The sequence below is a fragment of the Roseobacter sp. MH60115 genome (assembly GCF_015644665.1).
GTDB lineage: Bacteria > Pseudomonadota > Alphaproteobacteria > Rhodobacterales > Rhodobacteraceae > Roseobacter.
In genome coordinates this window covers 264838-291799 of record NZ_JADOBQ010000003.1, presented here as the reverse complement: position 1 = coordinate 291799, position 26962 = coordinate 264838, and the positions used below count along the sequence as shown (strand labels likewise).

Here is a 26962-nt window from a genome sequence, read left to right as displayed (position 1 = left end):
CACAAGGGCAGCGGGTGATTGTCTTGGACGCAGCATCGGCGTAATCTGTTTCTGTCCAATGTGATTGGAGGGGCTCATGCAGCGCATTACAGGGTTTGGTGGCTTCTTTTTTCGTGCGGAAAATCCCGAAAGTCTGGCGGCATGGTATGCGCGGCATTTCGGAATTTCCGAAGTGCCCAAGGACTACGAAACGCCGGTCTGGACGCAAGATCAGGGGCCTACCGTTTTTGCGCCCTTTGCCAAGGACACGACATACTTCGGCAATTCGGAAAAACAGTGGATGTTGAATTTCCGCGTCGATGATCTCGATGCGATGGTTGCCCAATTGCGCGATGCAGGCGAAGAGGTGGACATGCACCCCGAAGAACTGCCTAACGGGCGTTTTGCGCGGGTCTACGATCCGGAAGGCAACCCGATCGAGCTTTGGCAGCCGCAAGAGGTCGAAGCGAAAGTATGAAATGGTTTGATGTGCCGCCAGTCTGGCTGGTCGGCTTCGCGGTGCTGGCCTGGCTCCAGAGCCAGTATGTCTCCTTCGATCTGAGCCTTGCGCATCCCGTCACCCTGCTGCTGGCCGGTCTTTTTGTCGGTGCGGGCATCGTGCTGACCTTGCTGGCGGTGATGGAGTTCCGGCGTCACAAAACCACGATCATCCCCCATGAAACCCCGGACAGCCTGATCCAGTCCGGTGTCTTTGGCCGCTCGCGCAATCCCATTTATCTGGCTGATGTGCTGATCCTCGCAGGGCTTTGCCTCTGGTGGGACGCCGTGCTGGCCCTGGCCCTCGTACCCATTCTCGTCTGGGTGCTGGAGAGGCGCTTCATCGTGCCGGAAGAGAACCGGATGCGCCGTGTCTTTCGGGCCGACTTTGCGCGATATGAGCAAAAAGTGCGCAGGTGGCTCTGATTTCTTTGCATTTATTGCGCGACCCTCGGGGCCAAGTGCTTGTACCTCGCCGCAGCGCGCGGTAGTGGACAAATTACCTTTGCGCGAGATCGCGCGCCGAAACGGACCAGAACGGGGGAGCTTCAGTTGAAGATCGGGACACCAAAAGAGATTTTTGATGGCGAAGCACGGGTGGCCATGACGCCCGAGAGCGCCGCCCAGCTTCAGAAATTGGGTCATGAGTGCATCATCGAGACAGGCGCTGGGGCGAAGGCCGGATTTGCTGATGCCGATTACAAGGAGGCAGGCGTCGAGGTTGCCAAAACGGCGGCGGCGCTGTGGAAGGCTGCGGATGTGGTGGCCAAGGTGCGGGTGCCCGACGATGCGGAGATGAAGCGGCTGCGCGCGGATCAGACGCTGATTTCCTTCTTCAGCCCGGTGGCGGATGAAGCCAAGATGAAGCAGGCCGCCAAGAAGGGTGCGACCGTGATCGCGATGGAGATGATCCCACGCATCAGCCGCGCCCAGAAGATGGATGCGCTCAGCTCCATGGCCAATATCGCGGGCTACCGCGCGGTGATCGAGGCGGGCAATAATTTTGGCCGCTTCTTCACCGGTCAGATCACGGCAGCGGGCAAGGTGCCCCCGGCCAAGGTTCTGGTGGTCGGCGCCGGTGTGGCCGGTCTGGCGGCTATTGGCACCTCGACCAGCCTTGGCGCGATTACGCTGGCCTTTGATGTGCGGCCAGAGGTGGCCGAGCAGGTTGAATCCATGGGCGCCGAATTTGTCTATCTCGATTTCGAGGAAGAGCAGCAGGATGGCTCCGCCTCGGGCGGTTATGCCTCCGTGTCTTCGCCGGAGTTCCGCGAGGCGCAGCTGGCCAAGTTCCGAGAACTGGCCCCCGAGGTCGATATTGTGATCACCACAGCGCTGATCCCGAACCGCGAGGCGCCGGAGCTCTGGACCGAAGACATGGTGGCCTCCATGAAGCCGGGGTCGGTTATTGTCGATCTGGCGGCGGAGAAGGGCGGCAACTGCAAGCTGACCGTTGCGGATGAGAAGATCGTGACCGACAATGGCGTGACCATCATCGGTTATACCGATTTCCCCAGCCGGATGGGCACGCAGGCGTCGAACCTTTATGCCACCAACATTCGGCATCTGATGACGGATTTGACGCCGGAAAAAGACGGCGTGATCGATCACAACATGGAAGACGACGTGATCCGCGGTGCGACGATTGCGCATGCCAAGGAGGTCACCTTCCCGCCGCCGCCGCCCAAGGTGGCCGCGATTGCAGCAGCCCCAAAGAAAGAAGCGCCCAAGGAGCTGACAGCGGAAGAGAAGCGCGCCAAGGAGCTTGCAGAATTCAAGACGCAGACGCGCAATCAGGTGGGTCTGTTGGCCGTGGGCGGCGCGCTGGTGCTGGCCGTGGGTCTGGTGGCCCCGGCGAGCTTCATGCAGCATTTCATCGTTTTCATCCTGTCGGTCTTTATCGGCTTCCAGGTGATCTGGGGCGTGGCGCACAGCCTGCACACGCCGCTGATGGCGGTCACGAATGCGATCTCGTCGATCATCATTCTGGGCGCGCTCATCCAGATCGGATCAAGCTCGATGCTGATCACGCTGCTGGCCGCGCTTGCGGTCTTCATGGCGTCGATCAACATATTTGGCGGCTTCCTCGTGACACGGCGCATGCTCGCCATGTTCCAGAAATCGTAAGGGGTTAGGGGACAATGGAATACGGATTTACGATTGCGGCCTATGCGGTCGCGGCAGTTCTCTTCATCCTCAGCCTGGGCGGATTGAGCGGGCAGGAAAGTGCGAAACGCGCGGTCTGGTACGGGATTGCCGGTATGGCGATTGCGGTTCTGGCCACGTTAATTGGGCCCGGTTGGGGGCTGTCTGGTGTCTCGATCATCCTGATCGGTCTGGGGGCCGCAGTCGGTTACCAACTGGCCACCAAGGTGCAGATGACGCAGATGCCGGAGTTGGTGGCAATCATGCACAGCCTTGTGGGGCTTGCAGCGGTCTTCGTCGGTTTCAACGCGGACATCATGATCAACAATATGAGCGCGCTCTTTGTTGAAAACGGCGGTGTGCTGGGCGCGGTGGCTGCAGATGGTTACACGGCCGTTGGTCTGCCCAAGGACATCTATGAGGGGCTGTCGTCCTTCGGTCAGCTGATTGCCAAGAAGACCTCCGTAGAGATCAACATCTTGCGCATTGAATTGGTGCTGGGCATCTGGATCGGAGCGGTGACCTTTACTGGGTCCGTGATCGCCTATGGCAAGCTTGCGGGCAAGGTGGATACATCCGCCAACAAGCTGCCCGGTGGACACTTGCTGAACGCGGGCGCTGCGGTGCTGTCGTTGCTCTTTACGATCATGTATCTGAGCGGGGCGGGCAGCTGGACATTGGTCTTGCTGACGCTGCTGGCGCTCTTCATCGGGTACCATCTGATCATGGGGATCGGCGGGGCGGATATGCCGGTCGTTGTGTCGATGTTGAACAGCTATTCCGGCTGGGCGGCGGCGGCGATTGGTTTCTCGCTGGGCAACGACCTGTTGATCGTTGTGGGCGCTCTGGTGGGCTCCTCCGGTGCGATCCTGAGCTATATCATGTGCAAGGCAATGAACCGCTCCTTTGTGTCGGTGATCCTCGGGGGCTTTGGCGGCCCGGCGGGCGAGCAGATGGCCGTGGAAGGCGAGCAGGTGGCCATCGAAGCGGACGGCGTGGCCACGGCGTTGAATGAAGCCGACAGTGTCATCATCATCCCCGGCTACGGGATGGCCGTGGCGCAGGCGCAGCAGGCGGTCAGCGAGCTGGTCAAGAAGCTGCGCGCCAAGGGCAAGAACGTGCGCTTTGCCATTCACCCCGTGGCGGGGCGTCTGCCCGGACACATGAACGTGCTGCTGGCCGAGGCCAAGGTGCCTTATGACATCGTGATGGAAATGGACGAGATCAACGAGGACTTTCCGGAGACGGATGTGGCCATCGTGATCGGCTCCAATGACATCGTGAACCCGGCGGCGCAGGATGATCCGAACTCACCCATTGCGGGGATGCCGGTGCTGGAGTGCTGGAAGGCCAAGCAGGTGTTTGTGTCCAAACGCGGACAGGGCACCGGGTATTCGGGGATCGAGAACCCGCTGTTCTTCAAGGAGAATACGCGGATGTTCTACGGTGATGCCAAAGCATCGCTCGATAAACTGTTGCCGATGATCGACTGAGCAGAGGTGAAATATACTGAAAAACGCCGTCCCGAGGGGCGGCGTTTTTTATGGGAAAGGTGGCCCAAGGCCCACCCTACCTGTCGGATTGGATGGTGTCGTGTTGGAGAGAGTGTTGGTGGCTTTTGCGGGCTATGGCTTGGCCAATTGCTTCCGATGCTCATCTCTGTATACGATTGTACTCGGTTAACGCCTTGAAAAATATTCATAAAATGATTTGACATCAAGTGTTCGAGCATTAAGCCTTGAGGGTGAAACTGGAGCGAACCATGTCATCGATTTCTGATCATCCCTTGCGTTACAAACTGGCGAACGAGCTGCACGCGCGGCCTTTTCCATCGATGAAAGCGCCTTGCTCCGCGGCCTATGTTGCGATTAAGCAGCCTGAGGACGCGGTGAGCCGGGACCGTGCGCAGGATCTGGCGCATCTGACGGCGCTGCTGGATCGGCATGGTGCGCCGCATCCGCAACCGGGGGCGACACACTATTATGGTCAGATCGGGAAATACTGGCTGAAGTGGGAGCAGCACACGGAGTTCGTGACCTATACCGCCTTTTCCGACGGGGTCGTGGCGCGGCCATTTGATCCGGCTGAATTCGATGTCTTTCCGTCGGACTGGCTAGAGAACGCGCCGGGCCAGCGGATGACGTCCATCCTGCTCAACATCGTGCCGAGGCCTGCGGAGGATGCGGCTGTGACCGGTTCGTTGGATGAGTGGTTTGTTTCGGAGAGCCTGGCGGCGTCGGAGGTGCTGGACGGTGCGGCGATCATGGCCGGGGATTTCAGGATCGATTTGAACGGCCATTTACGCTTTGCGGTTTTTGCCGGGGCGCAGACCGGCGCGCGGCGCATTGGCCGGATTGTGCAGCGTCTGTGCGAGATCGAGACCTATAAGACCATGTCGATGCTGGGGTTTGCGCGGGTGCGGGCATTGCAGCCGGGGTTGAACGAGCTTGATACCAAGCTGACGGGGCTGATGGGCACGATGAGTGATGAGCGTGCGTCTGCGGAGGAGACGTTGCACGATCTGCTCAGCATTTCGGCGGAGCTGGAGACGTTGTCGGCACGGTCGTCGTTTCGGTTCGGGGCGACGGGGGCTTATGAGGCGCTGGTGGACCAGAGGATCGCGGCGTTGCGCGAAGAGCGGTTTCAGGGGCGGCAGCAGTTTGGCGAGTTCATGATGCGGCGCTATGCACCGGCGATGCGCACGGTGCATTCGGCGGAGGCGCGGCTGGAGGCCATGTCGAGCCGGTCGATCCGGGCGTCGAACCTGCTCAGGACACGGGTGGATGTGGAGCGGTCGGCCCAGAACCAGACGCTCCTGGAGAGCATGGACAAGCGGTCCGATCTGCAGTTGCGCTTGCAGCGCACGGTCGAGGGGTTGTCTGTCGTGGCGATCAGTTATTATGCCGTGTCGTTGGTGGGGTACCTGCTTTATCCGCTGACGCAGGCCACGGGGATGAGCAAGGGGATGCTGACGGCGCTGGCGACCGTGCCGGTGGTGTTACTGGTTTGGTGGTTGGTCCGGCGGCTCAGGAAGAGTGTGGAATAGGTCGATCTTTTCGCAGAAAAGTCGACCAGTGTGGACTAGTGGGTTCGCGCCGCGAACCTGCGGTCCAGCACCCGGTTCAGTATTTATAGGACAGCGGGACGGCGCTCTTTCTGCTTGCGCGAAAGACGCCCCGCCCGCCGTCCCATGTCTGGTACCCGGAATTGAGACGGGGTGCCGGACTCCGCAAAAATCCTGCGGATTTGCGCTCTGTCCGCACGCGGATCCGCGGTCTATCGACCGCGGATCCGGGGGTCCAAAGCATCTCTCAGCCCGTCACCGAGATAGTTCACCGAGAGCACCGTCAGCGAGATCAGAATGCCGGGCAGCATCACGCGTTCGGGGAATTCCTCCATGCGCGGCACCGCGTCCGACAGCAGCTTGCCCCAGGTGGGGAAATCCGATGGGAAACCGACACCCAGAAAGCTCAGCGCGCTTTCGGTGATGATGGCTGTGGCCAGTCCCAGCGTGGCGGAGACCATGATGGGGGAAACCACGTTGGGCAGCAGGTGTCGCCGGATGATCTTGAACGGCGTGGTGCCGATGGAACGGGCGGCGAGGATGAATTCGCGTTCCTTCAGCGCCAGTATTTCGCCACGGACGATGCGCGCGGTCTGCATCCAGGAGGTGATGCCAATGACGCCGACAATGAGGATGAACATGCCCGTTTCGGGCCCGAAACTTGCCCTGAGCGGCTGGCGGAAGAGGGTTACGGCGACCAGCAGGAGCGGCAGGATGGGCAGGGACAGAAACAGATCCGTCAGGCGCATGAGTGGTCCGTCGAGCCGCCGGAAATACCCGGCAGAAACGCCCACCGCCGTGCCGATGAAAAGCGCCAGGATCATTGCCGTCCAGCCCACGGCCATCGACGCCCGCCCGCCGGCGATCAGTGTTGCAAGGATATCGCGGCCGAGGTTGTCGGAGCCCAGGGGTTTGGCCCAACTGGTGCGCGCATCCCCGTCCCAGAGCAGGGTGTAGAGCGGGCGCATGTCCTTGTTGCGGATGTCGAGCTGCTTGGCATCGACCTGCCAGATCAGCGGCCCGATCAGAACAGCCAGCGTGATGAAGAGCAGGAACCCGCCCCCGATGAGCGCGCCCTTGTGCTTGCGGAACTGGTCCCAGACATCGCGCCACTGGCTGCGCGGTTCCTTGGGCGGCTCTTTGTCCTTGAGCGCGCCGTAGAGTTCAATCTCGGCGGCTGCGGCATTCACATTTTGATCAGTCATAGCGAATCCTCGGATCCAGAATGCCGTAGAGCACGTCCGCAATCAGGTTGAAGAGCACGATCAGGATGGCGAAGATGAACGTCAGCGTCATCACCATCGGCAGGTCATTGGCAAAGAGGGCCGTCAGCAACAGTTGCCCGATGCCGTTCACCTTGAAGAGCGTCTCGGTGATGATGGCGCCGCCGAAGATCGACGGGATGCCGAGGGCGATCACGGTGATGATCGGGATCATTGAGTTGCGTAGCACGTGGACCAGCACAACGACGCTTTCTTTCAGCCCCTTGGCGCGGGCGGTGCGCACGTAGTCCTGGTTGAGGTTGTCGAGCATCGATGCGCGCATGAAGCGGCTGATCTGGGCGGTGGTCTGCAGCGCCAGCACCATGACCGGCATGATCATCTGGTTGAACTGGACTTTGAAACTGGCCCAGTCGGTGACCACATGGGTGGTGTCATAGATCGACGGAAACCAGCCGAGATTGACTGAGAAGATCACGATCACCAGCACGCCGGAGAAGAAGGGCGGGATCGAGAAGCCGATCATCGATACGAAAGTGCCCGCTTGATCGAAGAGTGAATATTGCTTGTACGCGGAGTAGATACCGATCGGCAGGGCGATCAGGATGCCCACGATATAGGACATGCCCACGACCCAGAGCGTTTGCGGCATGCGCTGCATCACGATGTCCATCACCGGCGAGCGGGTCTGCCAGGAGATCACGCGCAGCTGACCATTGTAGAGGTTGGTGTCGGGCAGCCACCCCAGCAGAAAGCTGTCACGGGTCAGCCAGTCAATGAAGACCTGCGGCTCAATCCAGAAGAATTGCACCAGCCACTTCCAGTATTGCACGTGGATGGGCGCACCGAGGCCCAGGGCTTCGCGCATCTTCTGTTTGACTTCGGGGGGAACGGTGAGGGGCACCTGGGCCATCGGATCACCCGGCGCCAGTTGCAGCAGCAGGAAGATCACCAGACTGATGAACAGCAGCGTTGGCAGCGACAGCACCAATCTGCGGATCGTATATGTGAGCATGGAGCTACGCCTTTATGCGGTAGTCTTATTTTTGTTGGAATGGGCGACGGTGCGCCGGTGTTGTGCGGGCGGGGACAGGGCCCCGCCCGCCGGTATTTGCATCAATTCTTGATGCGATACCAGTCCGCGATGTTCCACAACTCGCTGTCCCAGTCGGACATTTTCACGCCGCCCAGGGTATTGGCGTGTGCCGAGGGGTTACCACGGTGCACAAGCGGGATGATCGAGTAGCTTTGCATGATCATATCGTTCATCTGCTTGGCCAGTGCGCCACGCTCTTCGAGGTTGGCGGTCATCGACATCTTCTCGACCAGCGCGTCATATTCGGGATCGCAGAAACGCTGGATGTTGGAGCCTTGCCACTGTGTTGCAGGGGTCGGGATGTCCGAGCAGAGCCAGTTGGCCATATAGGCCTCGGGATCCACACCGGCGAAGTTGTTGGTGTACATCTCGATGTCTGCATAGAACTTCTGGAAGGTATCGGGCGAGCCCGGATCACCGCCAAAGAAGACCGAGGCGTCCACGTTGCGCAGTTCCGCGCCGACGCCGATCTGGCTCCACCAGTCCTTGATCAGCGCCTGCGTGTCCTGACGCACAGCGTTGGTGGAGGTCTGATAGAGCACCGAGAGCTCGATGCCGTCCTTGTCACGTGTGCCGTTGCCGTTGCTGTCGACCCAGCCCGCTTCGTCGAGGATTGCCTTGGCGCCTTCGATGTCCTGCACGAGGCAGTCGTCATTGGCGGTAGAGGCATAGAGCTCGGGCGCGGGCAGAACGTTGCAGGTGGGCTGGCCACCGGCGCCGTAGCCAACCTCGACGATCAGCGCGCGGTCAATGGCCATAGAGAGGGCCTTGCCCACCGCCGGATCGGTCAGGAACGGGTGGGCGTTGTCGCCCCCCATGAAGACCGATCGCTTGTCCGGGCCGAGGTTGGGGTCCGCGTTGGTCTGGTTCAGGTGCAGACGTTCCACGGATGTGCCGTAGGCTGCGACAACTGTGCCCTTGCCCACCTCTTCCATGCGGGTCAGGACGTCAGGCGCCAGTTGCAGGTTCCAGGCGTAGTCAAACTCGCCCGTTTCCAGAACTGAGCGCGCGGCCGCTGCTGCATCGCCGCCGCCTTTGAAGGTGACGGTGGCGAAGGCGGGCTTGCCTTCCTCGCGGAAATTCTCGTTGGCCACGTAGGTGATCACGTCATTGGGACGGAATTCGCTGACCACGAAGGGGCCGGTGCCGATGGGGCCGAAATTGGCGGCGGTGCATTCAGGCGCCCGTGCGCCGAGGCACTCCTGAAACTGCGCTTTTTGCAGGATCGGAGATTCCGCGCCGACAAAAGCCGTGTAGGGGAAGGGCTTGGGCGCAGCAAAGGAGATTTTGACGCCGCGCTCGCCCTCGGCTTCGACAGAGGTGATGCCGTCAAAATAGCTTACCCCGGCGCATCCGCCCTCGGGGTGGGTGCAGTACTCATGTGTAAAGATCAGATCTTCCGCTGTCAGCGCCGTGCCATCCGACCATTCCACGCCTTCCTTCAGCGTCCAGGTGATCGAGGTCAGGTCTTCGGAAACGCCGCCATTTTCGACCGTGGGGATGTCCTCTGCCAGCCAGGGGACCATCTCTCCGTTCTCGTTGAACCGCGCGAGTGATTCCAGAACAAGACTGGCCGCTTCGTTCTCCTTGGTGCCGCCCGACAGAAACGGGTTCAGCGTCGAGGGCGCCTGCCAGTAGATGATGTTGAGTTGACCATCGCGACCGCGCTCGCCTGCGTGGCCGTCCGCATAGACGGCAGGTGCGACGGCGGTTGTTGCGATTGCCCCCATCAATAGGGTTCTGATTTTCATTTTATACTCCATGTTGGACACGTGAATGCCGATGTGCGCCTCGATTTCCGCGTGGGCGCAATGGTGCTGACCGGGAGCAATGCAAATGCACTGGCCTAACGTTGCGGAAAGACGCAGTTTTTGAGCCGGCTCCCGGGTGCATGCGCATATCGAAGCATCTTTTGTGGAAAAAGCAACCCTTGTCATGGATGACTTTGTGGCAACTGTGCCGGACGGGTTTGACACTGCCTGCTGGATGGCCTTAGCGTCTCGCAAAGATGAAAATAGGGGCGGGAATGCTGGATCAGGATCAACAAGGTACCGCGCTGCAGCCGATTGCGCAGCTCAAGGGGTTGCGCGTTGAGTTTCAGACCAAGGATGGCCCGGTGGTGGGCGTGGAGGATGTCTCCTTTGACATCAATCCCGGCGAGACCGTCTGCGTGGTGGGCGAAAGCGGGTCGGGCAAGTCCGTTTCCTCGCTGTCCCTGATGCGATTGGTGGAGTTCGGCGGCGGTGAGATCACCGGCGGGCAGCTGCTTTTTGACCGGCCCGGCGCGGATGATGTGGATCTTGCCAAAACCGATCCCGAGATGATGCGCTCGATTCGCGGCAATGAGATCGGCATGATCTTTCAGGAGCCGATGACGGCGCTGAACCCGGTGTTCACCGTCGGGCGACAGCTGACCGAAGGGCTGCGTCTGCACAAGAAGATGGGCAAATCCGAGGCGCGCGCACGGGCGTTGGAGCTGCTGCGCGAGGTGCGCATCCCCGAGCCCGAACGGCGGCTCGACCAATACCCGCATGAACTGTCGGGCGGCATGCGCCAGCGCGTGGTCATCGCCATGGCGCTCGCCTGCAAACCCCGCCTGCTGATCGCGGATGAGCCGACAACGGCGCTTGATGTGACCATTCAGGCGGAAATCCTGGCCCTGATGGACCGGCTCAAGCGCGAGACCGGCACGGCGGTGATGTTCATCACCCACGACATGGCCGTGGTGGCGCAGATGGCTGACCGTGTGGTGGTCATGTTCCGCGGCAACAAGGTCGAGGAAGGGCCGGTTGCCGAGATTTTCGAAAACCCGCAGCATCCCTATACCAAGGCGCTGCTGGCGGCGGTGCCGAAACTGGGTGAGATGCGCGGCAAGGCCTATCCCGAACCGATGAAGCTGCTCGGCACGCAAGGCGACGAGATCAAGCCGATCAAGGGCACGGATGAGGTCCTGCTGAGCGTCAGGAACCTGACCACGCGGTTCCCGGTCAAGGGCGGCTTTTTCCGCCGCACGGTGGCCAATGTGCATGCCGTCGAAGACCTCTCCTTCACGCTGAACAAGGGCCAGACCCTCAGCCTCGTGGGCGAAAGCGGCTGCGGCAAATCGACGGCTGGCCGGTCGATCCTGCGGCTGGTCGATCCGCTCTCGGGCGAGATCAACCTCGATGGCGTAGATATCATGGCGCTGGACCAGACCCGGCTGCGCAAGGCGCGGCTCGATATGCAGATGATCTTTCAGGATCCCTTTGCCTCGCTGAACCCGCAGATGCAGCTCTCCGATCAGGTGGCAGAGCCGATCCACAACTACGGCACGCTCAAGGGGCAGGCGGTACAGGACCGGGTTGCAATGCTCTTTGACCGGGTGGAACTGCCGCGCAGCTTCATGCGCCGCTTTCCGCATGAACTCTCCGGCGGCCAACGTCAGCGCGTGGCCATCGCCCGGGCGCTGGCGCTGAACCCCAAGCTGATCATCGCCGACGAAGCGGTCTCGGCGCTGGACGTCTCCGTACAGGCGCAGGTGCTGAACCTGATGCTGGAACTGCAGGCGGAGTTGGGCCTGTCCTTCCTCTTCATCAGCCACGACATGGCCGTGGTGGAGCGGGTGAGCCATCAGGTCGGCGTGATGTATCTGGGCCGGATCGTGGAACTGGGGTCGCGTGCGCGGCTCTTTGAAAACCCGCAGCACCCCTATACCCAGGCGCTGATGAAGGCCGTGCCCATCGCCGATCCCCGCCAGCGCAAGGATGAGCGCGACCTGAATTTCAAACCGATCCCTTCTCCTATCCATGCCGCTGACTACGTGCCTGAACCCTCGCGGTATGACGAGGTCGAGCCCGGCCATTTTGTGCTGCAGGGCGACTGGGGCGGGTACACGCGCAGTGACGCGCTGATGCGCACCGAAAACAAGCTGCGCGAAGGGCAGGATGCCCCCGAAGGCCTGAGCGGACGCCGCCTTTATGACTGAAAGGCTGAGCCCGCTGGCGTTGATGACACAGCTCGTCCGTTTTCCTACGGTCAGCCGGGACAGCAATCTGCCCCTGATCGACTGGGTCGAGGAATACCTTTCCGGCCATGGCATTTCCGCCCACCGCTACACCGACCCGGATCAGCCCAAGGCCGCCCTTTTTGCCCATGTAGGCCCTTGGGAAGAGGGGGCCGTTGTCCTTTCCGGTCACACGGATGTGGTGCCGGTGGACGGTCAGCCCTGGGACACGGACCCGTTTGATGTGGTGCAGAAGGATGGTCGCTATTTCGGGCGCGGCACCTGCGACATGAAAGGCTTTGACGCGCTGGCGCTCTGGGCCATGGTCGAGGCGCATCACGCAGGGATCAAACGTCCCTTGCAGATTGCCCTGAGCTTTGATGAAGAGATCGGCTGCACCGGTGCGCCGCCGATGATTGCGGCGATGCAGCCGGTGCTGCCCAAGGGCGCGTCGGTGATCGTCGGTGAACCCTCCTCGATGCGCGCGGTGACGGGGCACAAGGGCGGCACCGGCTTTGACACCCATGTGCAGGGGTTCGAGGTCCATAGTTCTCTGCTCGATCGCGGCGTGAACGCGATCATGTTCGGGGCGAAACTGATCGACTGGGCCAACCAGATGAATGCCATCAATCAGGCGGCAGAGCCTGAGGGTTTGGCGGCCATGTTCGATCCCCCTTTCACCACCGTGCATGTGGGCATGATTTCGGGCGGCACCGCGCATAATATCACGGCCAAGGATTGCCATTTTGCCATGGATTTCCGCGTGGTGCCGGGTGAGGACAAACGCGCATGGGAAGCCCGCTACCGGGCGCGCGTGGCCGAGGTCGAAGCCGAGATGCAGGCGATCGTACCGGAGACACGGATCGAGATTTCACCGCGGTTCGACGTGCCCGCCTTGCAACCGGAACAGGATGGCGCGGCAGAGAACTTTGTGCGCGGGGTCACCGGCGACAACGCCAGCAATGTGGTCAGCTACGGGACCGAGGCTGGGCAGTTTCAGGAGGCGGGGTATTCCGCGGTGATCTGCGGTCCCGGTGATATTGCGCAGGCGCATCAACCCAATGAGTTCATCTCGGTCGCCGATTTCGAGGCAGGCCATGATTTCATGCAGCGCCTTGTCGACCGCCTGCGGCAATGATGCGCGGGCATTCAAGGCCACGACCGTTCATCCCGGCAGGTAGGGTGGGCTTCAGGCCACCCGGATCGCCCCACGGGGATCACCCTCGGTGACGCCCTTTCCAATCTCTGAACAGACATCTGTTCGTTTCTCTGACCCGCTGCCCGCAGAGGCGGATGTGGTGGTGATCGGCGGTGGCGTCATCGGTGTCTGCACCGCACTCTTTCTGGCCCGGGCCGGCCAATCGGTCGTCCTGCTCGAAAAGGGCCGGATCGCAGGGGAACAATCCAGCCGCAACTGGGGCTGGATCCGCCAGCAGGGCCGCGATCCGGATGAGCTGCCCATCATGGTGGAGGCCAATCAGCACTGGCGCAACCTCGCCACGCAGACCAATCGTGATATCGGTCTGACCCAGGGCGGCGTGACCTATCTGGCCGACAATGACGCGCAGATGGCGCGCTACGCCGACTGGCTGCCGGTTGCGCAGGCGCAGGGTGTCGACACACGCCTGCTCACCGCCGCCGAGACCCGCGCATTGCTGCCCGGCACTGGCAAATCCTACGCAGGGGCCCTGCATACGGCCTCCGACATGCGCGCGGAACCATGGGTCGCCGTACCGGCGCTTGCGGAAATTGCCGCGCGGGCGGGCGCGCAGATCCGCGAGGGCTGCGCTGTGCGATGCCTCGATCTGGCGGCGGGACGTGTGGCAGGCGTTGTCACCGAAGCCGGACGCATCGCCACGTCGGAGGTGGTTCTGGCGGGGGGCGCCTGGTCATCGCTCTTCCTGCGCAACCACGGCGTCGCCCTGCCACAGCTCTCCGTGCGGGCGACGGTTGCAAAAACGACCGACCTGCCCGCCGTGGCAGCGGGCGGTGTGGCGGATAACCGGATTGCCTTCCGTCACCGCGCGGATGGCGGTTACACGCTGGCCCCCGGCGGGTTCCACGAGCTGTTCCTCGGGTGGGATGCCTTGCGCGCCCTGCCGAAATTCCTCACCCAATTGCGGGCCGATCCCTTTGGCACCCGTTTCCTGCCGACGGCGCCCAAAGGGTATCCGGATGCCTGGGGCACAGCGCGCCGCTGGTCCGGTGACGCGCCAAGCCCTTTCGAGAACCAGCGGGTGCTGAACCCCCAGCCAAACACCGCGAAGGTCCGCGATCTGAAGCGCAAATTTGCGACGCTCTTTCCTCAGCTTCCTCAGTTCGATATCTCGCACGCCTGGGCGGGGATGATCGATACGATGCCCGATGTCGTGCCCGTCGTGGACCGCGTTTCCGCACTGCCGGGCCTGACGCTGGGCACGGGGATGAGCGGCCATGGCTTCGGCATCGGCCCCGCCATGGGCCGCATTCTGGCAGATATGGTGATGGGCAACCCGACGGGCCACGACCTGACCCGTTTCCGGTTCAACCGCTTCACCGATGGCACGTCGATGCGGCTCGGACCGGCGCTGTGACGCTGCTTGCGCGGGTGTATTCACCTTCTGGTTGAAGCTGCCGAGCAGAGGGGTAAGATGGCGCCAAGGGGCCAGAATCATTCACAGTTCCCGGTGCAGACAGATGTACCCGCGTCAGGCGCAGAGCAAAACCACAGCGACGTCAGCCCGGACGGCCCACACCACCTCAAGGAGAGAATCCCACCATGCCCGTGAAAAACCGTTTTGCCGAATTGCACGATGAGATCACCGAATGGCGACGTGATCTGCATGCGCATCCGGAGCTGCTTTTCGACACCCATCGCACCTCGGCCCTGGTGGCGGAAAAGCTCGCCGCATTCGGCTGCGACGAGGTTGTCCCAGGGATCGGGCGCACCGGTGTCGTCGGGGTGATCAAGGGCAAATCGGACACTTCGGGCAAAGTCATCGGGCTGCGCGCGGATATGGACGCGCTGCCGATACTGGAGCAGACGGGTGTCGACTACGCCTCCAAGACGCCCGGTTCCATGCACGCCTGCGGGCACGACGGGCATACGGCGATGCTGTTGGGGGCGGCGAAATATCTGGCGGAGACGCGCAATTTCGATGGCATCGCGGTGGTGATCTTTCAACCTGCCGAAGAGGGCGGCGCTGGCGGGCGCGAAATGTGCGACGATGGGATGATGGAACGGTTTGGCATTCAGGAAGTTTACGGCATGCACAATTGGCCGGGCCGCCCGCTGGGCAGCTTTGCCATTCGCCCCGGTGCGTTTTTCGCGGCCACGGATATTTTCGAGATCGAGGTCGAGGGCCTGGGTGGTCACGCCGCCAAACCGCATGAGACCATCGACACCACCGTGGTGGCCAGCCACATCGTCATCGCCGCACAGACCATTGCCAGCCGCAACGCCGACCCGGTGGATCAGATCGTTGTCTCCGTCACCTCCTTCGAGACCTCCTCCAAGGCCTTTAACGTCATCCCGCAGCGCGTGACCCTCAAAGGCACCGTGCGCACGTTGTCGGATGGCATGCGTGACCTTGCGGAGATGCGCCTGAAAAAGGTGGCCAAAGGTGTGGCCGAAAGCTTCGGCGCAGAGGCGCGGGTGGACTACACGCGCAACTACCCGGTGATGGTCAACCACCCCGAGCAGACGGAATTCGCAGCACAGGTCGCGGCCTCCGTCTCAGGGGCCTGTGAAGATGCGCCGCTGGTTATGGGGGGCGAGGATTTTGCCTTCATGCTCGAAGAACGCCCCGGCGCCTATATTCTTGTGGGCAATGGCGACAGCGCGGCGGTACACCACCCGGAGTACAACTTCAACGACGACGCCATCCCGGCTGGCTGTAGCTGGTGGGCGGAGATTGTGGAACAGCGTCTGCCCGCAGCGCGCTAAACGCCAGCGGCTCGGCGATGAATCAGGCGGCGAGCAGGGCGCGATACACCGCGATAATGGCGGCGGCTTCCTGCTCGATCCGGAAATGGTCCAGCACGTTCTGCCGCGCTGCCTTCGACATGGTATCCAATGTTTGGGGATCGGACAGCATGCGGCTGACACGCTCGGCAATGGCCGCGGCGTCTTCGATGTCGACCAGATAGCCGGTTTCCCCTTCGACGATCAGCTCCTCGAAGGCGCCGACCTTTGTTGCGACAACCGGTGCCCCACAGGACATGGCCTCAAGCGGGGTCAAGCCAAAACCCTCCCAGCGCTGTGGCGCAACATAGAGGTCAAGTGCCTGAAAGTGCCGTGCAAGATCGGCAATCGGCACTTCGTCGCGGAAGAGGATGCGCTCCGTCAGACCAGCAGTCGCAACTTCCTCCTTGAGGGACTTGAGGAAATCCTGATGCTCCGCCGTGGCCCGGCCCATGATCAAAGCCTTGCCTTGCGGATGGGTCTTGAAGACCTCCACCATGGCGGTGACAAAGAGGTCATTGCCCTTTTGGTGGCGGATACGCCCGAAACAGCCGATCAGCGGGCCCTCTTCGGGCAGGTCCAGTGACCGGCGCAAAGCGGCACGGTCCGCCACGGGGGCGAATTGCTCACAATCCACGCCATGCCGGATCACGGTGGCCGGGCGTTCAAGATAGCTGGCGGATTTGGCGGAGGTCGCGATCACATCGTCCATCTGCCGGATGAGCCAGCGCGTGAAGCCGGTGTGACGCCGCTGCGCCGCCGAGGTGAAGAGCAGTTTCAGACGCTTTGCCCCGAGGTATTTCAGCGCCAGACCCGCCACCATTTCCACGTTGCGGCGGGCATGCCAAACCCGCGTGCCGGAAGGGCCGGACCGGGGCAGCGACAGCAGGCGGGTGGGGGCGATGTTGGGCACGTCGGGAGGCAGATCGGGGGCCGAGGCGGTGATCGCAATGTCCCGTGCCTGCAGGGGGACCAGACGGATCACCGTGGAGGTGACGCCGGAGTGGCGGCGTTTGAAATTCGGGGCAATCACCTCGATGTCGCGCAGGGGCAGGGCGGCGGGCGGCGTCATCCGGGGGTATCCTCCAGCTTGAGCATATGGACAAGGCGGGCGGCAATGCTGCCAAGCGCCTCGGACTTGCCTTTTACAACCGTCGCTGCGGCCTGCAAGGCCTTCGCCCGCGCGGTGTGATCCTGCAACAGGGTATCGACCTCCTGGGCCAGCGCGCCAGCGTCAGAGACGATCTTTACTGCGCCCGCGTTTTCCATATCGGCGAAGGTTTCCGCGAAGTTTGTCACATGCGGCCCGGAGAGCACGGCGGCCCCGGCCTCGACAACCTCAAAGGGGTTGTGTCCGCCGATGGGCCGCAGCGAGCCGCCCAGAAACACCATATCGGTCAGGGCATACCAATTGCCCAGCTCTCCCAACGTGTCGGCGAGATAGACGGCTTCGCCCGCGCGGGGCCAGGCCTCCTGTGAACGCACCGCAAAGCTGAGGTCGCTCTGCCGGATCAGGTCGATCACCGCGTCGCTGCGATCAGGATGACGCGGCACAAGGATCAGCATGAGGTCGGGATGATCGGCCAGCAGGGCCTTGTGTGCCGCCAGCACGATCTCTTCTTCGCCGGGGTGGGTGGAGGCGGCAACCCAGACCGGTCTGCCTTTGAGCGCGGCACGCGCCTGCGCCAGCACCGCCGGGTCCGTTGGCAGCGGCGCGGAGAGGGATTTGAGGTTGGTGCCACGCGCGACCCGGTCCACGGGCGCGTGCATATCCACCATCGCCTGTGCCATTTCGTCATTCTGCGTCAGGATCAGGTCAAATACTTCCAGGATATAGGCGGCAAGCTCCGGATGGCGTGCCCAGGCGGCGCGGGATTTCGCGCTCAGCCGTGCGTTCACCAGCGCCATGGCGGTACCCCGTTCGTGTGTCATGCGCAGCATGCGGGGCCAAAGCTCGCTTTCGACAAAAACCGCTGCATCCGGGCGCCAGTGCCCCAGAAACCGGCTGAGCGGCCCCTTCGCGTCCAGCGGCGCAAACTGATGCACGGTGCGGGGGGGCATGCGCTCGGCCACAAGTTTGGCGGAGGTCGGCGTGCCGGAGGTGATCAGGAAATGCGCGCGCGGCAGCAGTTCCCCCATCCGGGTGATCAGGGCCAGGACAGAGAGGCTTTCACCAACGGAGGCCGCGTGAAACCAGATCAGCGGCCCGCTGCCCGAGCGCGGCTGGCTCGCGTGCCCCATTTTCTCATGGGCGCGCAGGGCGGTGACGCCTTGCCCGCGCAACTTGCGGATTTCAGCCCAGGCGGCAAAGGGGGCCAGCAGCACCGTCGCCGCCACGTACAGATGAAAGAGCGGCGGCGCGCGCATGGACGTATTCAGCCGCCTGTATGGCTCATGTGGCGTGGCATCTGCCCATCCAGCCGCTGGCGCGAATAGTCAAAATCATGGCCCTTGGGTTTGAGTGCAATCGCCGCGCGGATCGCGTCCTCCAGCGGGCCGTCGTCCTCCGGATGGGCACGCAGGGGCGCGCGCAGATCTGCCGCGTCTTCCTGCCCCAGGCACATGAAAATCTCACCGGTGCAAGTGATCCGCACCCGGTTGCAGCTTTCGCAGAAATTATGGCTGAGCGGGGTGATGAAGCCGATTTTCTGCCCGGTTTCCTCCAGCCGCACATAGCGCGCGGGCCCGCCTGTGCGCTCTGCCAGATCGGTCACGGTGTAGTGTTCCGCGTAGCGTGCACGCACATCTTTCAAAGACCAGTATTGCCCGAGCCGGTCCTCGTTGCCGATGTCGCCCATGGGCATGACCTCAATCCACGTCAGGTCAATATCGCGTTTGGCGCACCATTCAGTGATATAAGGCAGTTCTTCCTCGTTGAACCCTTTCAGGGCGACCGCGTTCAGTTTGACACGCAGCCCGGCGGCCTGGGCCGCATCGATCCCGCGCAACACCTGCGGCAGACGGCCCCAGCGGGTGATTTCGGCAAACTTGGTTTCGTCCAGCGTATCGAGAGAGACGTTCACCCGGCGCACGCCAGCCGCGTAAAGATCCGTTGCAAAACGTTCCAACTGGCTGCCGTTCGTGGTCAGCGTCAGCTCTTTCAGCGTGCCCGCCTCCAGATGTCGCGACATGCTCTGGAAAAAGGTCAGAATACCCTTGCGCACCAGGGGCTCGCCCCCGGTGATCCGCAGCTTCTCGACACCAAGGCCCACGAAGGTAGAACAAAGGCGGTCAAGCTCTTCCAGTGTCAGCAGTTCCTTTTTCGGCAGGAAGGTCATGTTCTCGGACATGCAATAGACACATCGGAAGTCACACCGGTCGGTGACGGACACCCGAAGGTAGGTGATGGCGCGGGCAAAGGGATCAATCAATGGAGCTGTCATATGTTAATAGGTAATCCTCCCGGGCAGGCGCAGCAAGAGGTTAACGCCATTGATGCTAAATGGCGGCTGTGGTTTAGAGGGGGTATGTCCCATAGTCTTTCACTTCGCCTGACCGCCCTTGCCGCTGTGGTGAGCCTGTCGGCCTGTGCGCCGTTGAACCAGCTCAATCTGGCGTTGGGTGGGGGGGATCTCAGAACGGAACCTACCGTCTCTGCACCTCAGCAGACGCAGGCCATCCCAACCGGGTCGGCGCAGACCGCCGAGGCGCTGGATCAGTCGACCGCCGAGGAGCGCGTGGCTGCCACCCGGTCGCGCGGAGCGGGCCGGGCGTTGGGGCAGACCGTGGCCTCCCTCGGCACGCCCTCTGAACCGGGTTTTTGGCTGAAAACGCCGCTGGTGAGCGCGCAATCGGCTGGGCGGGTGAGAAACCCGGCAACCGGGAAATCCGTCGCTGTCACGCTGATCCCCATTGACGGGCCTGCGACCGCGGGCAGCCGCATGTCGCTGTCCGCCATGCGGGCGCTAGAGGTCGGCCTTGCCGATCTCGTCACCGTGGACGTCAGTTCGTAAGGTCAGTCGGCGTGACGGCCTAGAATATGCGTCGGCGCCCCGTCGATGGTAGATTGGTTGCGCGTTTCCCAATACTCTCGGATCCCATCGGCCCCGCGATCTTCGGCCCATTTCCCGAGCACGTCACGCTCGCCCGCGTAGTCCATGAAGGGCACGGCATAGCCGCAGCTGGTTTGCACCAGATCAACCGCAACATCGTAAATCTGCCGCGCGCCCTGAGAGGCCGGAAACAGCGCATTCAGCGCGTCAAACTCCGCATCCCGCGGGTGCAGGGTTCTGGCACTGCCATAGCAGCGCAGGATCATCGGCTTGGCCTCGAAACCGCACCACATCAGGGTCATTCGGTTGATTTGCGCCAGATGCCCGGCGGTTTCGTTGCCCGAACCGGTGAGATTGCGCCAGACGATGCGGTTGGGGCCCAGCACCCGCAGGCTATCCATGCCTTTGGGCGAAATATTGACCCTTCCCTCTGCCGCCGCAGAGCCTACGAAAAACAGATGCTGCGCTTCGATGAAGCGGATCAGCACATCGCTCAGGTCATCAAATTGCTTGGCCATGGCTCATTCCACCGTCACGGATTTTGCAAGGTTGCGTGGCTGATCCACATCCGTGCCCTTGGCCACAGCCGTATGATAGGCGAGCAGCTGCGCAGGGATCGCATAGAGGATCGGCGTCATGATGTCGGGCACCGTGGGCAGTTCGATGGTGGCAAAGGTGCCGTCACCGGCTTCTTCGATCCCCTGCCGGTCAGAGACAAGGATCACGCGGCCTTTGCGGGCGATCACCTCCTGCATGTTGCTGACGGTCTTGTCAAAAAGCGCATCCCGCGGGGCCATCACAACCACCGGCACATATTGATCGACCAGGGCGATGGGCCCGTGTTTCAATTCGCCGGAGGCATAGGCCTCCGCGTGTATGTAGCTGATTTCCTTGAGTTTCAGTGCCCCTTCGAGAGCCAGCGGGTACATCAGGCCCCGGCCCAGGAAAAGCACATCGCGCGCCTCGGCGAGGTTGAGCGCGGCTTTCTGCATGGCCTCGTTTGCCTCAAGCGCAATGGAGAGCACATTGGGCATGCCGCGCAGGGATGACAGGTGGTCGGCCAGCGTCTCGGCATCGATTTCACCGCGATCCCGCGCCGCCTTGAGCGCCAGGATGAGCAGTACCGCAAGCTGACAGCTGAACGCCTTGGTGGAGGCCACACCGACCTCGACCCCGGCATGGATCGGCAGCACCAGATCGCTTTCCCGCGCGATGGAGCTTTCGGGCACGTTCACCACGGAAACGATGCGCTCTGCCTTGCCCTCGCAATAGCGCAGGGCCGCCAGCGTGTCGGCGGTTTCTCCGGACTGGCTGACAAAAAGCGCGGTGGTGCGCGCGGGCACGGGCGGTTCGCGGTAGCGGAACTCGGAGGCGACATCGACATCAACCGGCAGGCGGGCGATCTGCTCGAACCAGTATTTGGCCGTCAGGCAGGCATAATAGGCGGTGCCGCAGGCCACCATGGTCAGCCGGTCCACCTTGGAAAAATCCATGCCCGGGTCGGGCAGGATGATCTCGCCGTTGGCATCAAGATAGTTCCCGAGCGCCTGGCCCATAACGGTCGGCTGTTCGGCGATTTCCTTGGCCATGAAGTGTTTGTGGCCCGCCTTGTCGATCCGCGTGTCGCCGATTTTCACGGTCTTGACCTCGCGGTTCGCCAGCGCGCCCTGCGCATCGCGAATTTCGACACCCGTGCGGGTGACAACGGCGCGGTCGCCTTCTTCGAGGTAGCTGATACGGTCGGTGAGCGGGGCCAGCGCAATCGCATCCGAGCCCACGAACATCTCACCCTCGCCATGCCCGATGGCCAGCGGCGAGCCTTTCCGCGCCGCCACGATCAGGTCGTCCTCGCCCGAGAACAGGAAGGCAAGCGCAAAGGCACCGGTCAGACGGTCCAGCGTCTTGCCCGCCGCCTCAACGGGGCCTGCGCCTTGTGTCATATAGTGCTCAGTCATCAGGGCGATGGTTTCGGTATCCGTCTGGGTGAGGAACTCCACACCGTGCTCGGCCAGTTCCGCCCGCAGTTCACGGAAATTTTCTATGATCCCATTGTGCACCACCGCCACGCGCCCCGCCTGATGGGGATGCGCATTGACGACGGTCGGCGCGCCATGGGTTGCCCAGCGGGTATGGCCAATGCCCGATTTGCCGGTCAGTGGCTCATGCACCAGCAGATCCGACAGATTGACCAGTTTGCCGACGGCGCGGCGGCGGTCGAGAAGCCCGTTCTCGACGGTGGCAATCCCGGCGCTGTCATAGCCGCGATATTCAAGCCGTTTCAGCGCTTCAACCAGAATGGGTGCCACTTCATGGCTGCCCAGAACACCTACAATTCCACACATTTTCAGCTGCCTCTTTGCAGTTTGGCCTTCTTGGCCTTTAAAATATCAAACAATTTCGTTGCCATGCCGGGTTTCTCGACCTGCGGCGCGCGGGCGATGGCCAGGGCATCGGCCTCGACGTCCGAGGTGATGACCGATCCGCTGCCCGTCATGGCGCGGTCTCCGATCGACACCGGGGCCACCAGCATGGTGTTGGAGCCGATGAAGGCGTTATCGCCGATTTCGGTCCGGTGTTTCAGAACGCCGTCATAGTTGCAGGTGATGGTGCCCGCGCCGACGTTGGTTTGCGTCCCAAGCGTGGCATCCCCGATATAGCTGAGGTGATTGACCTTGGTGCCTTCGCCGATCTGCGCGTTCTTGATCTCGACGAAATTGCCGACCCGCACGTTCTCGCTGAGCTCGGCACCAGGGCGCAGCCGGGCGTATGGCCCGACAACCGCACCCCGCGCCACATGACACCCTTCGAGATGCGAAAACGCCCGGATGGTCGCGCCGGACTCCACGGTGACACCGGGACCAAAGACGACATTCGGTTCAATGACCGTGTCGCGCCCGATCACCGTGTCAAAGGCGAAATGTACCGTGTCAGGCGCGGGCAGGGTGACGCCGTCTGTCAACGCTTTGGTCCGCGCGCGGGTCTGATACCCGGCTTCGGCGGCTGCCAGATCGGTGCGGCTGTCGATGCCAAGCGTTTCGGTTTCATCGCATTTGACCGCTGTCACTGAGAGGCCCCGCGCGTTGGCCAGCGCCACAACCTCCGTCAGATAGTATTCACCCGACGCATTGTCATTGCCCACTTCCGCAATCAGTTCGAAGAGGAGTTGCGCATCGCATCGCAGTAACCCGCTGTTGGTAAAGCGAATGGCGCGCTCCTCTTCGGTGGCATCCTTGTACTCGACTATACGCTCCAGCCGGTCACCCTGCATGATCAGGCGCCCGTACCGCGGTTGCACTTCGGCAATGTCAAATCCGAGCACAACGATGTCGTGCTCTGCCCTTGCGGCGAGCATGCGCTCGAGGGTTTCCGCCTGCAAAAAAGGAGTGTCGCCAAAGAGTACCACAACATCACCGTCGAAGCCTTCGAGTACTGCGCGTGCCTGATCCACGGCATGTGCGGTCCCCAACTGTTCAGACTGCAACACGATTTCGACGGATGCATCGTGGCTGAGTGCGGCACGCCGCACCCGGTCAGCACCATGCCCCGCGACAATGACGGTTTTTTCGGGCACCAGTCGCGCGCCCGCGTGCATCGCATGGATCAAAAGCGGCGCACCTGCAAGCGGGTGGAGGACCTTGGGCAGGTCCGAGTTCATCCGTGTCCCTTTGCCTGCGGCAAGGATGACCAAAGCGGTTTTCATGTCGTTTCTCTTTGTGTTCTGCTGTGGCCCTGTTTATCCGTCTGGCACAGCGGCGCAAGCCACGCAAACATCAAAGAAGGTTGCGGCTTGCAACATGTTTGGGCGGGCTTTCGCCCAGGAACAGGGCGGGGAACGGGCATGAAAACGGTTATTTTCGATCTGGATGGGACGCTGGCGGACACCAGCGGGGACCTGATTGCAGCGGCCAATCATTGCTTTCGTGACATGGGCGAAGGTGATGTGCTGGACCCTGGCGCCGATGCGGGCACGGCCCTGCGGGGCGGGCGGGCGATGCTGCGCGCGGGGCTCACGCGTCTGGGCCGGGCGGAGATGGAGCCGACGATTGATCACTACTACCCGCTGTTGCTGGACGCCTATGGTGCCGCCATTGACGTGCATACGCAGATCTACCCGCGGGCGATGGAGGCGGTTGAGCGCTTGAAAACCGGCGGCTACGGCGTGGGCATCTGCACCAACAAACCAGAGCGTCTTGCCGATGTTCTGCTGCAAAAGCTGGGGGTGCGGGATGCCTTTGCCTCGCTTGTGGGGGCCGATACGCTGCCGGTGCGCAAGCCGGACCCGGAGCCGCTGCATGAGGCGGTGCGGCGAGCGGGCGGGGCCCCTGGGCGTAGCGTGCTCATTGGCGATTCCGATACGGACAGGAACACGGCGCGGGCGGCGCAGGTGCCTTGTGTGTTGGTCACCTTTGGCCCGGCGGGCGGCGATATGGCGGCATTGGAACCGGAAGGCCTGCTGGCGGACTACGCCGATCTGCCGCAGATGGTGGACCGTCTGCTGGCTTGACCGGGGCCGGGGCCATCGGCAAAGCTGCAATCAACCAAGGGGTGTCAGATGACAGAGATTTTCAAGGGCAGCTTCACCCAGCAGGAGCCCATTCCCGAAGCCGGTATTGAGGCGGCGCTCACGGTGCTGCGCCATGGTCGGCTGCACCGCTACAACACCTCCGCCGAAGAGATCAGCGAAACGGCCCTGTTGGAGCAGGAATTCGCCGCAGCCGTCGGTGCCAAATACTGTCTGGCCGTTGCCTCGGGCGGGTATGCCATGGCCACGGCCCTGCGCGCGCTGGGCGTGCAGCCCGGCGATCCGGTGCTGTCGAATGCCTTCACGCTGGCCCCGGTGCCGGGGGCCGTCGCCGCCTTAGGGGCCACGCCGGTGTTTGTCGGCGTGACCGAAGCCCTGACCATTGATCTAGATGATCTGCGGGCTAAGGCGGGGCAGGCCAAGGTGCTGTTGCTCAGCCACATGCGCGGTCATATCTGCGACATGGATGCGCTGATGGCGATCTGCGACGCAGCGGGCATCAAGGTGATCGAGGATTGCGCGCATACGATGGGTGCGGCATGGAACGGGGTTCCGTCAGGGCGGCACGGGCTGGTCGGCTGCTATTCCTGCCAGACGTATAAACACGTCAATTCCGGCGAGGGCGGGTTTCTGGTGACCGATGATCCAGAGGTGGCCGCCCGCGCGGTGATGTTGTCCGGCTCCTATATGCTCTATGAACGCCATCTGGCGGCCCCGCCGAAAGAGGCTTTTGCGACCATCCGCTATGAAACGCCGAACATCTCGGGCCGGATGGACAACCTGCGCGCGGCGATTCTGCGGCCGCAGGTGGCTGATCTGGCAACACAATGTGCCCGGTGGAACGATCGGTATCACCGGTTGGAGGCCGGGCTGCGCGGCACGCCGGGGCTGACCGTTATTGACCGGCCTGAAGAAGAAACGATTGTCGGGTCCTCCATCCAGTTCCTGCTGCTCGACTGGGCCGCCGATGATGTGCGGCGGGTTCTGGCCCGCTGCGCGGAGCGCGGGGTGGAGCTGAAGTGGTTCGGCGCGCCGGAGCCTTTGGGCTTCACCAGCCGCTACGACAGCTGGCGCTATGCCGAAACACCGCAGATGCCCGATTCCGACCGGGTACTGGCGGGCATCGTGGACATGCGCGTGCCCCTGACGTTCTCGCTGGAAGACTGCGATTTGATTGCGCGGATCATCCGCGCAGAGGTTGGCGCGGTCTACCAGACGCAGTCGACAGCGGCCGAGTAACACGCGCCGGGCGGCATGTTATCTTGACCAATCAGAGGGCGTGTGTCATTTATGAACGCGTGTTCAATAAAATCTGGCGGGAGGGCGGCGCGATGTTCACGGCAACCATGGCTTTCGATCTGGGCGAGGATGTCAACGCGCTGCGCGACATGGTGCACCGCTGGGCGCAGGACCGCGTCAAACCGATGGCGGCGGATATCGACGAGAAAAACGCTTTTCCCCCAGAGCTTTGGCCGGAAATGGGTGAGCTGGGCCTGCTGGGCATCACCGTGGATGAAGCATTTGGCGGGGCGGGCATGTCCTATCTGGCCCATACCGTGGCCATCGAGGAAATCGCCCGCGCAAGCGCCTCTGTGTCACTGTCTTATGGCGCGCATTCCAACCTCTGCGTGAACCAGATCAAGCTGAACGGCACGCAGGAGCAGAAGGAAAAATACCTGCCGGGGCTGATTGCCGGAACCCATGTGGGCGCGTTGGCAATGTCCGAAGCAGGCGCGGGATCGGACGTTGTGTCGATGAAACTGCGCGCCGAGAAGCGTAACGATCACTACCGGCTGAACGGCACCAAATACTGGATCACCAACGGCCCGGACGCGGATACGCTGGTGGTCTATGCCAAGACCGACCCGGAGGCGGGCAGCAAGGGCATCACTGCATTTCTCATCGAAAAGGAGATGGTGGGTTTTTCGACCTCTCCGCATTTCGACAAGCTGGGGATGCGTGGGTCAAACACCGCCGAGTTGATCTTTGAGGACGTCGAGGTGCCCTTCGAGAATGTGCTCGGCGAAGAGGGCAAGGGCGTACGGGTGCTGATGTCCGGGCTCGACTATGAGCGCGTGGTGCTGGCGGGCATCGGCACGGGCATCATGGCCGCCTGTCTCGATGCGATCATGCCGTATCTCTCCGAGCGCAAGCAATTCGGCCAGCCCATCGGGAATTTCCAGCTGATGCAGGGCAAGATCGCCGACATGTATACCGCGATGAATTCCGCGCGCGCCTATGTCTATGAGGTCGCCAAGGCCTGCGACCGGGGTGATGTGACCCGTCAGGACGCGGCGGCCTGTTGTCTCTATGCCTCGGAGGAGGCGATGAAACAGGCGCATCAGGCCGTGCAGGCCATGGGTGGCGCGGGGTTCCTGAACGACAGCCCCGTGGCGCGGCTCTTCCGGGATGCCAAGCTGATGGAGATTGGCGCAGGGACGTCAGAGATCCGGCGGATGCTCGTGGGTCGTGAGTTGATGGCGGCGATGGGCTGACCCGATGGGGGAAACCGGATCAACCC

Annotated in this window: 22 protein-coding genes; 13 read left to right on the top strand and 9 right to left on the bottom strand. The window is 62.3% G+C overall.

Annotation, left to right across the window (positions count from 1 at the left end; all coding sequences use genetic code 11):
* The first annotated feature begins 76 nt into the window (after nt 1–76).
* From ISX84_RS11825 to ISX84_RS11805, 5 genes are all read left to right on the top strand, one after another.
* The gene (locus tag ISX84_RS11825) at nt 77–457 is read left to right on the top strand and encodes a VOC family protein (protein WP_195820572.1); all 381 of its coding nucleotides are present in this window, start codon (nt 77–79) and stop codon (nt 455–457) included.
* Nucleotides 454–903: a methyltransferase family protein gene (locus ISX84_RS11820; RefSeq protein WP_195820571.1), complete on the top strand. Its 450-nt coding sequence runs from the start codon at nt 454–456 to the stop codon at nt 901–903. Before ISX84_RS11825 ends, ISX84_RS11820 begins: the two co-directional genes overlap by 4 nt.
* Before the next feature lie 126 nt (nt 904–1029).
* The gene (locus ISX84_RS11815) at nt 1030–2604 is read left to right on the top strand and encodes a Re/Si-specific NAD(P)(+) transhydrogenase subunit alpha (RefSeq protein WP_195820570.1); all 1575 of its coding nucleotides are present in this window, start codon (nt 1030–1032) and stop codon (nt 2602–2604) included.
* A 14-nt stretch (nt 2605–2618) separates the two neighbouring features.
* The gene (locus ISX84_RS11810; RefSeq protein WP_195820569.1) at nt 2619–4115 is read left to right on the top strand and encodes an NAD(P)(+) transhydrogenase (Re/Si-specific) subunit beta; all 1497 of its coding nucleotides are present in this window, start codon (nt 2619–2621) and stop codon (nt 4113–4115) included.
* Nucleotides 4116–4384: 269 nt separating this feature from the next.
* Nucleotides 4385–5668, top strand: a complete 1284-nt coding sequence (locus tag ISX84_RS11805; RefSeq protein WP_195820568.1) for a DUF3422 family protein — start codon at nt 4385–4387, stop codon at nt 5666–5668.
* A gap of 230 nt (nt 5669–5898) precedes the next feature.
* Here the strand turns inward: ISX84_RS11805 and ISX84_RS11800 are convergent, their stop codons facing one another.
* The 3 genes from ISX84_RS11800 to ISX84_RS11790 all read right to left on the bottom strand — a co-directional run bounded on the left by ISX84_RS11800 (nt 5899) and on the right by ISX84_RS11790 (nt 9753).
* Nucleotides 5899–6891 carry an ABC transporter permease gene (locus tag ISX84_RS11800; RefSeq protein WP_195820567.1) on the bottom strand — a complete coding sequence of 331 codons (993 nt, stop codon included), beginning with the start codon at nt 6889–6891 and terminating at the stop codon, nt 5899–5901.
* Nucleotides 6884–7921 (bottom strand): ABC transporter permease, encoded by a 1038-nt coding sequence (locus ISX84_RS11795; protein WP_195820566.1) that lies wholly within the window; start codon nt 7919–7921, stop codon nt 6884–6886. The genes ISX84_RS11800 and ISX84_RS11795 overlap by 8 nt, the downstream gene beginning before the upstream one ends.
* A 101-nt stretch (nt 7922–8022) precedes the next feature.
* Nucleotides 8023–9753 (bottom strand): peptide ABC transporter substrate-binding protein, encoded by a 1731-nt coding sequence (locus ISX84_RS11790; RefSeq protein WP_195820565.1) that lies wholly within the window; start codon nt 9751–9753, stop codon nt 8023–8025.
* Nucleotides 9754–10028: 275 nt separating this feature from the next.
* Between ISX84_RS11790 and ISX84_RS11785 the strand changes: the two genes are divergently transcribed.
* The 4 genes from ISX84_RS11785 to ISX84_RS11770 all read left to right on the top strand — a co-directional run bounded on the left by ISX84_RS11785 (nt 10029) and on the right by ISX84_RS11770 (nt 15909).
* On the top strand, nt 10029–11966 hold the full coding sequence (locus tag ISX84_RS11785; protein ID WP_195820564.1) for an ABC transporter ATP-binding protein: 1938 nt from the start codon (nt 10029–10031) through the stop codon (nt 11964–11966).
* Entirely contained in the window at nt 11959–13122 is a 1164-nt protein-coding gene (gene argE, locus ISX84_RS11780; protein WP_195820563.1) for an acetylornithine deacetylase, read from the top strand. The genes ISX84_RS11785 and argE overlap by 8 nt, the downstream gene beginning before the upstream one ends.
* An 88-nt stretch (nt 13123–13210) precedes the next feature.
* Entirely contained in the window at nt 13211–14557 is a 1347-nt protein-coding gene (locus ISX84_RS11775) for an NAD(P)/FAD-dependent oxidoreductase (RefSeq protein ID WP_195820562.1), read from the top strand.
* A 185-nt stretch (nt 14558–14742) separates the two neighbouring features.
* A complete protein-coding gene (locus tag ISX84_RS11770) occupies nt 14743–15909 on the top strand; it encodes a M20 aminoacylase family protein (protein ID WP_195820561.1) in 1167 nt (388 codons plus the stop codon).
* Nucleotides 15910–15931: 22 nt separating this feature from the next.
* Here ISX84_RS11770 and ISX84_RS11765 read toward each other — a convergent pair whose 3' ends face one another.
* The 3 genes from ISX84_RS11765 to moaA are packed head-to-tail and all read right to left on the bottom strand — an operon-like array spanning nt 15932 to nt 19310.
* Entirely contained in the window at nt 15932–16999 is a 1068-nt protein-coding gene (locus tag ISX84_RS11765) for a glycosyltransferase family 4 protein (RefSeq protein ID WP_195820560.1), read from the bottom strand.
* Nucleotides 16996–18294, bottom strand: coding sequence for a 3-deoxy-D-manno-octulosonic acid transferase (locus ISX84_RS11760; protein WP_195820559.1), 1299 nt, complete (start codon nt 18292–18294; stop codon nt 16996–16998). The genes ISX84_RS11765 and ISX84_RS11760 overlap by 4 nt, the downstream gene beginning before the upstream one ends.
* Before the next feature lie 8 nt (nt 18295–18302).
* Nucleotides 18303–19310 (bottom strand): GTP 3',8-cyclase MoaA, encoded by a 1008-nt coding sequence (gene moaA / locus ISX84_RS11755; RefSeq protein WP_195820558.1) that lies wholly within the window; start codon nt 19308–19310, stop codon nt 18303–18305.
* A gap of 84 nt (nt 19311–19394) precedes the next feature.
* On the opposite strand from moaA, the gene ISX84_RS11750 reads away from it, so the two are divergent.
* The gene (locus ISX84_RS11750) at nt 19395–19880 is read left to right on the top strand and encodes a hypothetical protein (protein ID WP_195820557.1); all 486 of its coding nucleotides are present in this window, start codon (nt 19395–19397) and stop codon (nt 19878–19880) included.
* Between the two features lie 2 nt (nt 19881–19882).
* On the opposite strand, the gene ISX84_RS11745 is transcribed toward ISX84_RS11750, so the two are convergent.
* The 3 genes from ISX84_RS11745 to glmU are packed head-to-tail and all read right to left on the bottom strand — an operon-like array spanning nt 19883 to nt 23619.
* Complete coding sequence (locus ISX84_RS11745; protein ID WP_195820556.1) at nt 19883–20437, bottom strand: pyridoxamine 5'-phosphate oxidase family protein; 555 nt, start codon at nt 20435–20437, stop codon at nt 19883–19885.
* Between the two features lie 3 nt (nt 20438–20440).
* Entirely contained in the window at nt 20441–22261 is a 1821-nt protein-coding gene (glmS, locus tag ISX84_RS11740; RefSeq protein WP_195820555.1) for a glutamine--fructose-6-phosphate transaminase (isomerizing), read from the bottom strand.
* Nucleotides 22262–22263: 2 nt separating this feature from the next.
* Nucleotides 22264–23619, bottom strand: a complete 1356-nt coding sequence (gene glmU / locus ISX84_RS11735; RefSeq protein WP_195820554.1) for a bifunctional UDP-N-acetylglucosamine diphosphorylase/glucosamine-1-phosphate N-acetyltransferase GlmU — start codon at nt 23617–23619, stop codon at nt 22264–22266.
* A gap of 138 nt (nt 23620–23757) precedes the next feature.
* Between glmU and ISX84_RS11730 the strand changes: the two genes are divergently transcribed.
* The 3 genes from ISX84_RS11730 to ISX84_RS11720 all read left to right on the top strand — a co-directional run bounded on the left by ISX84_RS11730 (nt 23758) and on the right by ISX84_RS11720 (nt 26936).
* Nucleotides 23758–24423, top strand: a complete 666-nt coding sequence (locus tag ISX84_RS11730) for an HAD-IA family hydrolase (protein WP_195820553.1) — start codon at nt 23758–23760, stop codon at nt 24421–24423.
* Nucleotides 24424–24471: 48 nt separating this feature from the next.
* Nucleotides 24472–25680: a DegT/DnrJ/EryC1/StrS family aminotransferase gene (locus tag ISX84_RS11725; protein ID WP_195820552.1), complete on the top strand. Its 1209-nt coding sequence runs from the start codon at nt 24472–24474 to the stop codon at nt 25678–25680.
* Nucleotides 25681–25772: 92 nt separating this feature from the next.
* On the top strand, nt 25773–26936 hold the full coding sequence (locus ISX84_RS11720; protein WP_195820551.1) for an isovaleryl-CoA dehydrogenase: 1164 nt from the start codon (nt 25773–25775) through the stop codon (nt 26934–26936).
* The last annotated feature ends 26 nt before the right edge of the window (nt 26937–26962 follow it).

What these genes read in the sequence shown, in the direction of transcription:
- glmU (WP_195820554.1), bottom strand. Translation starts at nt 23,619, where the DNA reads ATGAAAACCGCTTTGGTCATCCTTGCCGCAGGCAAAGGGACACGGATG.
- ISX84_RS11800 (WP_195820567.1), bottom strand. Translation starts at nt 6,891, where the DNA reads ATGACTGATCAAAATGTGAATGCCGCAGCCGCCGAGATTGAACTCTAC.
- moaA (WP_195820558.1), bottom strand. Translation starts at nt 19,310, where the DNA reads ATGACAGCTCCATTGATTGATCCCTTTGCCCGCGCCATCACCTACCTT.
- ISX84_RS11825 (WP_195820572.1), top strand. Translation starts at nt 77, where the DNA reads ATGCAGCGCATTACAGGGTTTGGTGGCTTCTTTTTTCGTGCGGAAAAT.
- ISX84_RS11820 (WP_195820571.1), top strand. Translation starts at nt 454, where the DNA reads ATGAAATGGTTTGATGTGCCGCCAGTCTGGCTGGTCGGCTTCGCGGTG.
- ISX84_RS11810 (WP_195820569.1), top strand. Translation starts at nt 2,619, where the DNA reads ATGGAATACGGATTTACGATTGCGGCCTATGCGGTCGCGGCAGTTCTC.
- ISX84_RS11725 (WP_195820552.1), top strand. Translation starts at nt 24,472, where the DNA reads ATGACAGAGATTTTCAAGGGCAGCTTCACCCAGCAGGAGCCCATTCCC.
- ISX84_RS11765 (WP_195820560.1), bottom strand. Translation starts at nt 16,999, where the DNA reads ATGACGCCGCCCGCCGCCCTGCCCCTGCGCGACATCGAGGTGATTGCC.
- ISX84_RS11790 (WP_195820565.1), bottom strand. Translation starts at nt 9,753, where the DNA reads ATGAAAATCAGAACCCTATTGATGGGGGCAATCGCAACAACCGCCGTC.
- ISX84_RS11760 (WP_195820559.1), bottom strand. Translation starts at nt 18,294, where the DNA reads ATGCGCGCGCCGCCGCTCTTTCATCTGTACGTGGCGGCGACGGTGCTG.
- ISX84_RS11730 (WP_195820553.1), top strand. Translation starts at nt 23,758, where the DNA reads ATGAAAACGGTTATTTTCGATCTGGATGGGACGCTGGCGGACACCAGC.
- ISX84_RS11720 (WP_195820551.1), top strand. Translation starts at nt 25,773, where the DNA reads ATGTTCACGGCAACCATGGCTTTCGATCTGGGCGAGGATGTCAACGCG.
- ISX84_RS11750 (WP_195820557.1), top strand. Translation starts at nt 19,395, where the DNA reads ATGTCCCATAGTCTTTCACTTCGCCTGACCGCCCTTGCCGCTGTGGTG.
- ISX84_RS11805 (WP_195820568.1), top strand. Translation starts at nt 4,385, where the DNA reads ATGTCATCGATTTCTGATCATCCCTTGCGTTACAAACTGGCGAACGAG.
- glmS (WP_195820555.1), bottom strand. Translation starts at nt 22,261, where the DNA reads ATGTGTGGAATTGTAGGTGTTCTGGGCAGCCATGAAGTGGCACCCATT.
- argE (WP_195820563.1), top strand. Translation starts at nt 11,959, where the DNA reads ATGACTGAAAGGCTGAGCCCGCTGGCGTTGATGACACAGCTCGTCCGT.
- ISX84_RS11795 (WP_195820566.1), bottom strand. Translation starts at nt 7,921, where the DNA reads ATGCTCACATATACGATCCGCAGATTGGTGCTGTCGCTGCCAACGCTG.
- ISX84_RS11785 (WP_195820564.1), top strand. Translation starts at nt 10,029, where the DNA reads ATGCTGGATCAGGATCAACAAGGTACCGCGCTGCAGCCGATTGCGCAG.
- ISX84_RS11745 (WP_195820556.1), bottom strand. Translation starts at nt 20,437, where the DNA reads ATGGCCAAGCAATTTGATGACCTGAGCGATGTGCTGATCCGCTTCATC.
- ISX84_RS11770 (WP_195820561.1), top strand. Translation starts at nt 14,743, where the DNA reads ATGCCCGTGAAAAACCGTTTTGCCGAATTGCACGATGAGATCACCGAA.